Annotated in this window: 10 protein-coding genes; 6 read left to right on the forward strand and 4 right to left on the reverse strand. The window is 36.2% G+C overall.

Annotated elements, in window-relative coordinates; all coding sequences use genetic code 11:
* The first annotated feature begins 331 nt into the window (after positions 1-331).
* Positions 332-748, forward strand: coding sequence for a putative ABC transporter permease (locus H8Z77_RS06530; protein ID WP_069986709.1), 417 nt, complete (start codon positions 332-334; stop codon positions 746-748).
* Between the two features lie 227 nt (positions 749-975).
* On the opposite strand, the gene H8Z77_RS06535 is transcribed toward H8Z77_RS06530, so the two are convergent.
* Together H8Z77_RS06535 and H8Z77_RS06540 are read right to left on the reverse strand one after the other, a co-directional pair.
* Positions 976-1,380 (reverse strand): DUF2500 family protein, encoded by a 405-nt coding sequence (locus H8Z77_RS06535; protein WP_069986707.1) that lies wholly within the window; start codon positions 1,378-1,380, stop codon positions 976-978.
* Between the two features lie 25 nt (positions 1,381-1,405).
* On the reverse strand, positions 1,406-2,431 hold the full coding sequence (locus H8Z77_RS06540; protein WP_069986705.1) for an AraC family transcriptional regulator: 1,026 nt from the start codon (positions 2,429-2,431) through the stop codon (positions 1,406-1,408).
* A 205-nt stretch (positions 2,432-2,636) separates the two neighbouring features.
* On the opposite strand from H8Z77_RS06540, the gene H8Z77_RS11615 reads away from it, so the two are divergent.
* From H8Z77_RS11615 to H8Z77_RS11775, 4 genes are all read left to right on the forward strand, one after another.
* Positions 2,637-3,062 carry a hypothetical protein gene (locus H8Z77_RS11615; RefSeq protein WP_235843868.1) on the forward strand — a complete coding sequence of 142 codons (426 nt, stop codon included), beginning with the start codon at positions 2,637-2,639 and terminating at the stop codon, positions 3,060-3,062.
* Between the two features lie 66 nt (positions 3,063-3,128).
* Positions 3,129-4,826: a sugar-binding domain-containing protein gene (locus H8Z77_RS06545; protein WP_286165495.1), complete on the forward strand. Its 1,698-nt coding sequence runs from the start codon at positions 3,129-3,131 to the stop codon at positions 4,824-4,826.
* 445 nt (positions 4,827-5,271) lie between these two features.
* Positions 5,272-6,792 (forward strand): polysaccharide deacetylase family protein, encoded by a 1,521-nt coding sequence (locus H8Z77_RS06550; protein WP_186996528.1) that lies wholly within the window; start codon positions 5,272-5,274, stop codon positions 6,790-6,792.
* A gap of 26 nt (positions 6,793-6,818) precedes the next feature.
* Positions 6,819-7,133, forward strand: a complete 315-nt coding sequence (locus H8Z77_RS11775) for a magnetosome magnetite crystal formation protein family (RefSeq protein ID WP_069986696.1) — start codon at positions 6,819-6,821, stop codon at positions 7,131-7,133.
* A gap of 326 nt (positions 7,134-7,459) precedes the next feature.
* Here H8Z77_RS11775 and H8Z77_RS06555 read toward each other — a convergent pair whose 3' ends face one another.
* On the reverse strand, positions 7,460-10,723 hold the full coding sequence (locus H8Z77_RS06555; RefSeq protein WP_186996529.1) for a glycosyl hydrolase: 3,264 nt from the start codon (positions 10,721-10,723) through the stop codon (positions 7,460-7,462).
* A gap of 201 nt (positions 10,724-10,924) precedes the next feature.
* Between H8Z77_RS06555 and H8Z77_RS06560 the strand changes: the two genes are divergently transcribed.
* Positions 10,925-11,965, forward strand: coding sequence for an AraC family transcriptional regulator (locus tag H8Z77_RS06560; protein ID WP_186996530.1), 1,041 nt, complete (start codon positions 10,925-10,927; stop codon positions 11,963-11,965).
* Positions 11,966-12,007: 42 nt separating this feature from the next.
* Here the strand turns inward: H8Z77_RS06560 and H8Z77_RS06565 are convergent, their stop codons facing one another.
* Positions 12,008-12,343, reverse strand: coding sequence for a P-II family nitrogen regulator (locus tag H8Z77_RS06565; protein WP_186996531.1), 336 nt, complete (start codon positions 12,341-12,343; stop codon positions 12,008-12,010).
* Between the last annotated feature and the right edge of the window lie 257 nt (positions 12,344-12,600).

The following is a 12,600-nucleotide window of genomic DNA, read 5'->3' on the forward strand; positions in this document are numbered from 1 at the left end:
TATTACTTTTATTATAGCAAACTGAATCGATAAAATCAATTATTTATTGTGCAAAATTCCGCAATATATTCCGTGTAAAATATACAAAACTATTTAATCTGCATAATTATTAAAAATGGAACTTTTAACAATTTGCTATGTTTCTTTCAACTCTTTTGTTACATTTCCATGAAACCCCATTTCTTCAATTACAAAATATCCCATATATTATACCATAATAGCTTGTCGAATTCAAATAAATCATAGCAGAAAAATTCCACATATTGTTATGTTTAAAAAGTTTTTCCCGGCAAACCATAACATTAGATTATTTGGTAATGTGGAGGATACTATGAAACTACGGCATAAGATTATTTTGTTCCAATTTGGAGGAGCAGTTTATTATTTAATCGAGGTACTTTGGAAAGGGAGCTCCCATTGGAGCATGTTTTTAGCGGGAGGGGTTTGTTTCCGTTTAATTGGAATTATTCGCAATAAACTTTCTTCGAAATCAATCTGGATACAATGCTTAGCAGGATCTGGAATTATTACAGCCATTGAATTTATCACTGGATGTATTGTCAATAAAATATTGCACTTAAATGTATGGGATTATTCTGCACTTCCATTTCAAATATTAGGGCAAATCTGCCTTCCATTTTCTATTTTATGGTATGGATTAAGTTGGATTGCCCTCCATGTAGATAACTGGTTTTGCCGCTTAATGCTGCAAAGCCCGACCACAAACAATAAACCTTCCCTTTCTTAGCCGCTACTGGACAAAACCGATAGTTCAAATTATCCCGATACGGCTATCGAAAGTCGACTCAAGATGTGATGAATTTTATCCCGCTTACATCACGGTCGGATCGGTATCTTACTATCATTGGAAGATTGTTATTAGTAGCCCTATTCACTCAATGTTTGGAGAATTTTGATAGGCAGCCTCCACTAGCAGAGATGGCGTTTTCCCTAATCAGCAAAAACTACCGGCTTTTAATCAAAGCCGGTAGTTTTATTTTCACTGGAAATTTCTTCTCCATATCTATTATTAAAATCTAAAAAATCATCCTCAGCTGTGATAAGTTCACCATACTCGTTCACTGAAATATCATCGTAAATATCCTCTGTAACAGAGAACCATTTTTGTTCCCCATCGTCAAATTGGAATAATATTTTATAATCCAAGTAACGCTCTGGAATATGGTAGCTTCCTATAATGACATCTTCCATTGTTTTGTCCACAACAATAGCATTTTTCTTTTCAATAGGAGACTCCTCATTTGATGTCTTTTCTTCCTCTTTTACCTCGATTTCTTTTGAACTCAACATATCCTGGACGATCATCCAAAGGATTAACAAAAAAATCCCTACAGCAATTATCAAAACAATCCAAATCATTACTTTATTCTCTCCTTCTAAGAATTTATTTATGTTGATTTCGATATGCAATGGGGGAAATTCCAAAATTCTTCCGAAACATTTTAATAAAATACCCCACATCCTTATATCCTATTAAATCAACGATTTCATTTAAAGAATATTCTGTATACAGCAAATAGGTGATCGCATTTTGCATTTTAAATTTGGAAACGATTTCGTTAAATTTATAACCAGTATGTTTCTGAATATTCAAGGATAAATGATGGGTAGAATATCCAAATCTTTTTGATAAATCATTTAAAGTAACATCTGCGTAATGTTCCCGGATAAAATTAAGAATTTCCACCATGTTCTCAGGATAATTGCTTTTATCCCCCTGCTGACGCTCCCTATTTTTTTGCCTTGCAAACATAGACCATAAATCAATAAATTTCGCGTATAAACGCTGCTGATAATATGGCTGCCTTTGATAATACTCCACAATCATCTGATGTAAAATCAATTGTATTTCCGGCTCATTTTGAAAAATCAAGTACGGCTGGATCGGACTCATGCCTAGGCTTGTATCCAAAAACAAATTAGCTACACTTAGATTATTTAAGGCGGGATTATTTAAAATAGTGGCGGAAAATCCCTGCTTGATTACAATATTAAATAATAAAGTATCCTCATCATCTGTTTGTACGGTATGCTGGGCATAGGGGTTCATCAGTAAAATTTGGCCCTCATCCTGATGAAAAACCGTATTTGGCAAATAATTGGTTACCCCACCCTTATAAATATAATTAACCTCATAAAAATCATGATGATGTAAAACCGGCCCACTATCCGGGTTCATTTTCCCATCACAATATTTCGTATCCAATATATGTAAAGATACAGCAATATTCTCTTCCTTTAAAAATAACGGTTTGGAGAAAACCTGTTTCGATTCAAAATAAGTTTTACCAATTAATTTGTTGTATTCAAACACCCGCTTTAAATATTCAATAGATTCAGTTACCGCAGTCTCCAAATAAGGTTCCAGTTGAATAGAATGTTTCAATATACAATCCAAATCATTTTTCATGTTCCCTTTTCCTTTCCTGCCATTTTCTTTTATTATAGCATATAAAACATATTTTTGTTAAATACAATAAAAAAATTATGGAATAATTCGTTTTCCTCCCATAATCCATCCGTTTGTTCCCTATCACACCTTAAAATTGGATGGTCAAGAACAACTCTGTGAAAAAGTAAGGAACGATTTATATCAAACCAATACAGAGTTGTACATGGAAGAATGTCTGGACGTATTAAGAGAATGGATGCACGGCTTTGATATGAAATTACGGGCAGAAAACTCCTATGGAGCTAGATTCGATATTTCCCAGCCTGTCAAATCATTGGATTTTGTAGAAACAGAATCTTATGAATTTAACTCAGAAATTGACAGTTTCCGTGGACAATCTAGCGCCGCCCATTTATATAACAAAGTATATTCCAGTGAAACCGGAGCTTATCATAGTGAAAACTACTATCGCAACAATAATTATTACCGCCAGTTATACTATACACAATTCGCTTCCGGAATTCAGAAAACTGTTTTACATGGATATTCCTCTTCTTATGGTCCAGAAGTGCATTGTTCCTGGCCTGGTTATGAAGGAATGACAGAAATTTTTTCCGAACGTTTTAATAAACGTCAACCATCATCCTAGGATTTCCCAACAATTAACCAACATCTTACCAGGATTCAAACCGCTTTGATGTCTGGCGTTCCTCAAATGGATTTAGGAATTTTAAGATCCGATTATTTTTATAATAATGCTATGTTTATCCATGCTCCTGTAGATTTTAGAGAAAATAATCTCCGCTCCAATAAAGCTTATTATTGGCAGGATATGACCCTACAAAACGCCGGTTATACCTACGATTATTTTTCACCATACTTGTTGCAGGACGAAGATATTACCTGTTCCAACCAACTAGTACAAGCCGATGGCGTTGGATATCAGGCTCTGATAGTTTACCAGGAAGAATTACCTTATGAAAGCGCTCAAATATTATACCAATGGGCAAAAGACGGTTTGCCAGTCGTACTTGTAGATGGGGCTACAGAAGAACATGTACGTCCATACGAAATGAAATACAACCAAGGTGCTGCTTTGAGTACACCAGGAAACGACGGTAAAGATGAAGAGCTCACTGTTTTAATGGAACAAATGAAGCAACTAGAGAGTTTTACAACTGTCCAAACGGAGGCAGAAGCATATGATGCATTAATCAATTTAGGGGTACATCCACGTGCTGAATATACAGAATCCAACCAAAACTTACTTTCTGTACTACGTAAAGATGACGGTGCTAGCTATTTGTATGTTTACAACTACATGTTTGAACAAACAGAAAATTATCAGGGGCAAATCTCTTTAGAAGGAGTTTATAAACCATATACGATTAATACTTGGACAGGTGAAGTGGAAGAGGTTACAGAATACTCTATCCAACAGAACCGTACCATCTTAAATATTGACCTTGCTCCTGGTGACATTATGGTATTTGCTTTAGACCCCAACAGTCAGGACGCTAAAACTGTTGTTTCTACGGAAAATGTGGATAAAGTAGTTACAGATCATGGATCAACTACCCTTTATGTATCCGACTCAGGAAAATCTACTGTAAACTACAGTGATGGTACTTCCATTGAGGCCAATGAAATCCAAGTACCAGAGAATATTGTATTAGATAAATGGAATTTATCTGTAGAAGATTGGCAGCCAGGAGAAAAACAATACCGTACCGAAGATAGAGGCCTTGGCTATACGACAACTGAAGTAAGCTATACGACCGAAAAAGTTTCTATTGACGTTGGAGAAACTGAATTAATTCCATGGAAAGATATCCCACAAGTTGGAGACAAAGTATCAGGGATTGGCTACTATACTACTACCTTTGACTTACCAGAAGATTGGTCTAATCAAACAAATGGCTTAATATTTAACGCAGAATCTTTCAGCGGTGGAACCGCTACCCTGTTTGTAAATGGGCAACCTGTACCGATGAATATGGACAGCCGGTCAACCGATATTTCAGAATATGTTATCCCAGGCTCGAACCAATTAGAAGTGCGTGTTTCCAGCAGTTTAAGAAACCGTATGATCGTCCAGGGATATGATATATATTGGAATTTCCACGGTTATTCTCACGAAGCTACCCCAGACAACTATGGTATGGTAGGGGACGTTACATTAAATACTTACACCAAAGTAACAGTAAACGATGAAGAACAACCTACCCCATCCAATCCATCTGAAACTCCTGTTCCATCAGAGCCATCTACTGAAAATCCAAGCCAAACTCCATCCCAACCAGATGGAACAAAACCACCACAAACAGGCGATGCTGGTCCTATCCTAGGAATATTAGGATTATTCGGAATTACAGCAACTGCCATCGTCATCTCACGCAGAAAAAAACTGTAATATCACTTTAAAATTCTTTTTCTTATAAAAAATCCGTCAGAAAAACTCCTGACGGATTTTTATTTATATTGACTGCGGTACTTTCTAGATGAAATACCATAATATCTTTTCAATATCTATGCTTAAATTCCTTCCAACCCGTCCTTTTCTTATTTTAACATGTTAAGTTCCGAATTCCATCTAAACTCTATTAATTACTGTATCGTTTTATTGCCTTTTATGAAGTAATATGGGTTGTAAAATTAGATGAACTCATGAAAAAATGTAAAGAATCTTTAACGAATAATAACATAGTGGTTACAGAGGATGATACTGTTTTTTTCAAAAATTACAAAGCTTTTACAAATCATCTCAATCCAATAAATACTATTGTTTTTCTATAATAAGCTACTATAATTAAAATTAAATTGACATGTCAAGCAAAAATTCGACAGAAGGTGGCATAATGAAAAATAGAGCAGAAAAAAACAAAAAAAATTTTTTTATCCGTATTATAACCTTAATTTTGGCAATTATTTTATTTAGTATTGCCAGTTGTATGGCAGTTGTCTTGCATCAACGTACTAGGGAACAAAGCGATTTACAATTAAAAAATACTGCATATCACAAAGTAGATCCACAGCGAGATATTGGTGAAAAACAGGAAAAAACAGAATGTACCAGCCACTATGTATATGATATCCAGTATCCGCAATTAAATCAAGAGGAAATAGATCAGGATATTGCCACAATGGTAGATGACATTGTCAATCATTTTATTGAAAACCATAAGCAAAATAAGCCCAAAAATCTTGACGAACGTCCAGTGCTATCTATTGATTATGAAAGTTATCAAGCGACTGATCAATTAGCTTCTATTTTATTTACTACTACAGTGTCTGTAAAAGGGGAAGAAATCGCAAAACAATACACTGGCGTTTCCTATCAAATTTCTACAAAACAAAAAGTTGGATTAACAGATATTTTTCAGAATCAATTTGTAGACCCTCTCTCTACAAAATTGGAACGATATTTTACCCGAAAAAACCAATATCAAAATTACTTGAAAGATATTTCTCTAAAACCCCAGCTTCAGAATTGGTTAACAGAATCCCCTCAATTTGTACTGACCAAAGAAAACTGTAAATTCATTTTTAATTATAATACCATTTTTCCGAATGAAATTGGGATTTGTACCGCTGTAATTCCTTGGAATGAACTACAGGATATTATGAAACCAGGGTTAACCACTCCAACACAACCAGATCAAAAAGAAGAAAATCCTAGTTCTGGTACTTCTCCTGAGCAACCCCAACCGCCAACAGAAGCACCAAAACCTGATGATACACCACCTTCTCAGCCGCCATCTAATCAACCAACTAAAAATGGTAAACCACTATTAGCGTTAACCTTTGATGATGGTCCGAAAGCATCTTCTACCGAAAGAATTTTGACCTTATTAGAACAAAATAATGCAAAAGCCACTTTTTTTGTTGTGGGACCACAAGCAAAACAATATCCTGATACATTACGACGAGCTGTAAACATGGGATGTGAAATTGGAAACCATACAATGGATCATCTTACGCTTACCAAACAGACACCAGAAGTAATGATATCTCAAGTAGACCAGACAAACCAGATTGTAAAAGAAATAGCTGGAGTGTCACCCCGTTTGGTACGTCCACCAGGAGGTGCCGTAAACGATACTGTAAAATCCACCCTATCTCAGCCTTTAGTGCTATGGTCTGTAGATACAAGAGATTGGAAAACACGAAATGCACAGGCTACGATAGACCATATTAGAAAAAATGCTGCCCCAGGCCAAATTATTTTGATGCATGATATCTATAGCACAACAGCAGATGCATGTGATACAATAATACCAGAGTTAGCAAAACAATACCAGTTGGTTACAGTGAGCGAACTTTTTGAAGCGTATGGAATCTCAATGACAGGGGGAAAAACATATTCCCAAGCAGAATAATAGTTAAGAACAATGAGGTGGCGCTTATGATTTGTAAAAAGGACAAACTGTTGTCAGCGACTGCTTATAGTGGGGTTTTATTTTTTCTTCCTTTATTGTTTGGTGATCATCCCACCTTTTGCCGATATCATGCGAATCAAGGTTTTTTACTGTTAATATCAGGTATTGTAGTAGAAATATTCCTTTACTTTGTTTCGTGGATTTTTATTGTAGGATTTGTGTTGCAAGTTTGTTTGACTATTATTTGGGTTTGCCTTGCAGTTTGCGGAATCTGCCATGCCCTTTCTGGAAACGAAACGCCCATCCCTCTTATTGGTTCCCACATCAGGTTTTTTTCATGAAATCCAAAAAATTTATCGTTGTCAAGTATAAATAATGACATGCCTGCATGTCTTGTATCCATCTTTAAGATCATCTAAATTGGAGAAACATAAAGGTTACAATTTTTTAAGGTATTTTAATAATGAATAAATCGAAAAAGGGAATCATCAATTTAATCTGAAGAAAAAACAGCTTGATAGCAAAACGAAATCCGCCAGGAAGATTCCTGACGGATTTTTTTGTGTTGTGCTAAAGTGTATATAAGAAAAATAAAATAGAACCCGATAAATCAGTTGATAGGCTAGACTAAAATGATTGTTTTTTACAAAATAAGAAAATAGGAAAGTTATCTTCTTTTGCGGATGATTGCCAGCGTACCCACCGTAAGCAAAAGTGCAGTAATTCCGAAAACTGGGACAGTATCGCCTGTTTGTGGTGAGTCAGTTCCATCTGGTTGGTTTGGATTGGATGGGTTTGGAGTTTCGGATGGTGTTTCAGATGGATTGGATGGAGTAGGCTGTTCCGTATCTGTTACCGCTACTTTGGTATAAGTATTTAACACTACGTTACCGATTAATCCATAATCGTCTGGTTCCGCACTCACTCTGCCTAATGCAACCATTCGGTTGGTAAGGCTACTGGTTACTCGAACTTCCAATGTGTTCTCTCCAGGTTGTACGTATTTAGAGAGGTTAGCGGTACAATTATCCATGTTGACTTCTGCTTGTTGCCCGTTGACAAAGACTGCTGCTGTCCCTCCACCAAAGGAATCCGCGTTAAATATTAATGCGTTGTCTTTTTGATTCCAATTTTCCGGTAAAGTGAAGGTTGTGGTATAGGTTCCTACTCCAGATACATCTTTCCCCACTTTCGGGATCTCTTTCCATGGAATTAATTCGGTTTCCCCCACGTTGATATCCACTTTATTGGTATCATAGGTCACTTCTGTAGTGGTATAGCCTAACCCTCTGTCCTCTGTACGGGTCAGTTTTTCCCCTGGCTGCCAATCTTGTACTGTCAGGTTCCATTGATCCAATGTAATATCTTCTGGAACTGTGTTGTTTTCCGTTTCATAGGTTGTACCATCACTGTAGATTAACGCTGATTTTCCAGAGTCCGGAACATACATCATGGTTTTTCCATCTTCTACTACCACTTGGTCCACATTGTTTTTCATGATGACGGTTGTATCATCATTAGCGTTAGGATCCAAAGCAAAGACCATAACATCTCCTGGGGCAAGGTCAACGTTTAAAATAGTTCTGTTATCTTGGTATTTGTATTCTGCTAATTCCGTTGTTTTCCCAGTCCAAGTATCCAATACATATGGTTTATAGGTTCCCTCAACAGATACCTGACCTTGATAGTTTGTCTGATCTGTATACATATAGTTATACAAGAATAAATAACTTGCATCCTCCGCTTGACGTACAACCGAAAGCAGTTTGGAATTTGGTTCTATGTATTCAGCGCGAGGGTGAATACCAAGACTGAGTAATGCATCATCTGCCTGGTCTTGGCTTTGAATTACTGCAACATTGTCAAGTTGTCTTATTTGTTCCATCAGAGCAAGCATCTCGTTATCTTTGCCATCATTATAAGTGGTATGTAAAGCGGCACTTTCATTTTTATCGTAGACAAAGCAACGGATTAAATCTTCGGTAGGTCCATCTACAATTACGACAGGTAGGCCAGATTTTGCCCATTCATACAGTACTTTTGCGGTTTCGTAAGGCATGTTATCCTGATAAACAATCAAAGCCTGATAGCCAACTCCATCTGCTTGGATTTGTCCATTGGTACAGGAAATATCCTGATCCTGCAACAACATTGGCGAAAAATAATCATAGGTATAGCCTGCGTTTTGGAGGGAAGTATCCTGCCAATGCAATCCTTTATTTTGGCGCATATAGTTGTCATCGTAGCTTTCTGTATTTAACCACCAGGTATTATTTAGGCTGTAATCAGTGCGGAGAATACCTACATCCATCTTTATAGTTCCCTGGCGCAATACCTTTTGTAAACGGGATAGATGGGTATTCAATTCTGGATAATCCACAAAACCTGGCTGACGTTTGTTGAAACGTTCCGAAATAGTTGCTCCCATCCCTTCGTATCCTGGCCAGTTGGTGTTTTGTTCCGGGCCATAAGCGGAAGAATAGCCATGTAATACTGTCCTTTGGACGCCAGAAGCAAACTGGGTATAGAAAATCTGGCGGAAATAATCATTGTTATGCAGATAGTTTTGCCCTACAATTGCACCTGTTTCAGAAGAATAGGTTTTTCCATATAAATGGGCGGCTCCTGCCTGATTACGGAGCTCGTCAATTTCAGAGTGGAATTCCCATGATTCCGTTTCTACCCAATCTAGGCTCTTCACTGGCTGGGAATAATCCAAAAATTCACCGTAAGAATTTTCCGCTCGCAATGTCATGCCAAAACTGTGGAGCCATTCTGTCAAGACATCTAAACATTCTTCCATATACAATTCGGTATTGGTTTGATACAGGTCATTCCTGATTTTTTCGCAGAGGATTTCCTGTCCTTCAATGGTGTATGTATATTGGAATTCTTTTGCAAATGGGCCATAGCTGTTTAGAACGATAACTGGTAGGTAAGGACTTAAATCATAACCACGACGTTCTTGGAATTCCTGGAGATAATCCGCGGACCAAAAGTTTCCTGTACTGTAATCTCCAGAAGGTTGCGCTTCTAGAGAATCCATGTACATGGAAACATCTCCGTTTTCTAAAATCATTTCTTTTAACGAATCATCCAAAACATTTTCATTCCAGTATTCAATTAAGGCGTCAGCACCTTCCCTGGAATAATAGTTGATAGTGAAGGAATCAGAAATTGCAGGTTTAAAAGTTTCTCCTGTTCCATATTGCCAGAATGCTATCAACACATAATCTCCATCTGTAGGGGCAGTATAATCAATCGACCAACTGCTATCGCTATTTTGGGTTGCCATATTAGTGATATCAGTTAAACTGCCTTCTACCAAATGAGTGGTATTTTCTGCAGATGTTTGTGATTTTTTTGCGGTGATAACCCGTTCCAACCTCATTTTGGTTACCTTATCAGGAAGCTCTGGGGTAGGGAGTATACCTTGATAATGTTCCCCCGCCGCAAAATCTTGAGATTTATACCCCAGCTGTTGGGCAGCAGCTTCATCATCCGGTGTAATGCTCACTAAGTTTGCTGTACCCCAGTTTGTCCCACTGGTAAAGCTGACCCCCATCCCCAGTTCTGTACATTTTTCAACAATTAGGTGGGAATCATGGATCCACTCTTCTGAACCCCATGCATACCGCTGGTTATCTAGATATTTCGATTCATCTAAGGTAACAAATTCCACTGCGCCAAAACCTGCGTCATATAGTTCCTGTATGGATTCCAACAATGTTTCATCTGTATGGGATCCTTCCGCCAACCACCAGCGGGTTTCCGGTTTGTATTCCATTTCCGGTTCCTGATATAAGGAAGATATTTTTTGCGAAAAAGATTCTGTTTCTATTGCAGAAACCATCTGTAGACTGGTAGAAGCAGTTGCTGCGATGATTGCCAAACACAGACCTACAGCACAAAGGCGTTTTATTTTTTTCATTTGGTCTCTCTCCTTTTTATTTTGTGAATGAATTATAAACCTGTACAGCTATAATATATTTTTATCATACCAAAAATAGTTTGTTGACAAATAGGTAATATTCTACGATGTTTATGGTATTTTCACAAGATATAAAGTGATTTATAGAAAAAACTAGAATTTTTATAAAAGGTATAGTATAATGAGCTTAGGAGGGGTAATATGGAGAGTTATAGAGAAATGATGAAGTATTTTGAAAATCTGGATCCATGTATTGAGATAGCAATACAAAAAGCACAGGATTTTTCCAACCGGATGTCTGGGCAGTGGAAAAGGACTTCCTGTTTTGATAAACAAGAATATGTGTTGGATCAAAAAATGAATATCCACACTGATATCAATATTCAAGATCAGGAGAACATTGCGGTATCTTTTCATATCTGGGAGACACAATACGATAAGACGCAACAACAGCTTAATATTAAACAGTTGCACAACCATGATTTTTATGAGATTAACTATGTATATCAAGGAGAAATTATCAACCATCTTTTGGATAATACAATAAAGCAGGGAAAAGGCCAAATTGTATTAATGAATCCATATGCCTATCATTCTCCAGAAATTGTAACAAAAGATACCATGTTGTTTAATATCATGATTCGAAAAGAGTTTTCTACTGAGGTATTGAGTAATCCAACTATGCATAATTCCAGTTTAACCAACTTGTTTTTGGATACCAGTTTGGGGATGAGTCCGATCCACCCTTATTTAGTCTTTGAAAATACTCCATATACTACCTTGATTTTACACCAGATGATTTTGGAATATTATTTGAACCGTCCATATTCCCAACAGGTTATTTCAGCAAAGTTAATCGAATTATGGTCTATGTTTGCACGCCAGAGAACGGAGAAAATGCAGATGGAAAACCTGAAAAATCATTATCCAGAAACGGTTTCTAATATTTTGGAGTATATTAGTAACCATTGTGCAAATGTTAGTTTAATGGAAGTGGCAGAGAAATTTGGTTTCTCGGACAATTATTTATCCCACTACATAAAAAAACACACTGGATATAAATTTAATGAAATTCTTTTACAGTTTAAAATGCAAAATGCGATTGGGTATCTGTTACATACCAACTTTTCTTTGGATAAAATATCAGAGTTAATTGGTTATAATGATATCAGTTATTTTAGTAAGGTATTCCGCAAAACATTTGGGGTTTCACCTGGAAAATACCGCAGCCAACATAAATAAAAGCCACCAGCACTTTTCATGCTAGTGGCTTATTATCTGTTATTATTTGGATAATCCTTTTACATCACTGACAGGAAGGGTAAACATAATTCCTGTATTAGGTTTACTTAAATCACCAATTACTTCCTCTACTACTTTCACAAAAATAGCTTCCTGCTCATCATCCACCACGGTAAAGATCGTTTTATTATCTGGTAAATCTGGATCCAACAAAGCTTTCAAAGAGTTCATCAATTTACTTTCCTGATGATTATATAAAGAATGGGCCATACCAGTACTATTAATAATAGTAGCACCCTTCACTCCTTGGTTTGCTAACTCTACCATTAAATTATCCAATTTACTAACATTATTCAATACTAAAATCAAAAGTTTCATTACCAAATCCTCCCTACACTATCTTTTATTTTCATTTTAACATATTGCGCAAGCAAAAACAATATATTTTGATAAAGATTATAATTTTTAACAGATGCGTTAAAAATTATGAAAAAAATTTATTTTTTGTCAAAATAAAACCTTTCTATTGCATTTTTTAAAAATTTTTTCTTTCTATTTATAGTTTTAGTTAAAACAAACACTTTTTTCATTGACTTTAACAGAAAAATACGTTAAAATAAAATTAACAAGTAATT

Origin of the sequence: Clostridium facile (genome assembly GCF_014297275.1) — a bacterium.
Taxonomy (GTDB): domain Bacteria; phylum Bacillota; class Clostridia; order Oscillospirales; family Ruminococcaceae; genus Massilioclostridium; species Massilioclostridium facile.

Bases quoted from the DNA above. Each gene is read 5' to 3' on its own strand.
- H8Z77_RS06545 (WP_286165495.1), top strand. From the start codon at position 3,129: ATGGATTTAGGAATTTTAAGATCCGATTATTTTTATAATAATGCTATG.
- H8Z77_RS11615 (WP_235843868.1), top strand. From the start codon at position 2,637: ATGGAAGAATGTCTGGACGTATTAAGAGAATGGATGCACGGCTTTGAT.
- H8Z77_RS06540 (WP_069986705.1), bottom strand. From the start codon at position 2,431: ATGAAAAATGATTTGGATTGTATATTGAAACATTCTATTCAACTGGAA.
- H8Z77_RS06535 (WP_069986707.1), bottom strand. From the start codon at position 1,380: ATGATTTGGATTGTTTTGATAATTGCTGTAGGGATTTTTTTGTTAATC.
- H8Z77_RS11775 (WP_069986696.1), top strand. From the start codon at position 6,819: ATGATTTGTAAAAAGGACAAACTGTTGTCAGCGACTGCTTATAGTGGG.
- H8Z77_RS06555 (WP_186996529.1), bottom strand. From the start codon at position 10,723: ATGAAAAAAATAAAACGCCTTTGTGCTGTAGGTCTGTGTTTGGCAATC.
- H8Z77_RS06560 (WP_186996530.1), top strand. From the start codon at position 10,925: ATGGAGAGTTATAGAGAAATGATGAAGTATTTTGAAAATCTGGATCCA.
- H8Z77_RS06530 (WP_069986709.1), top strand. From the start codon at position 332: ATGAAACTACGGCATAAGATTATTTTGTTCCAATTTGGAGGAGCAGTT.
- H8Z77_RS06550 (WP_186996528.1), top strand. From the start codon at position 5,272: ATGAAAAATAGAGCAGAAAAAAACAAAAAAAATTTTTTTATCCGTATT.
- H8Z77_RS06565 (WP_186996531.1), bottom strand. From the start codon at position 12,343: ATGAAACTTTTGATTTTAGTATTGAATAATGTTAGTAAATTGGATAAT.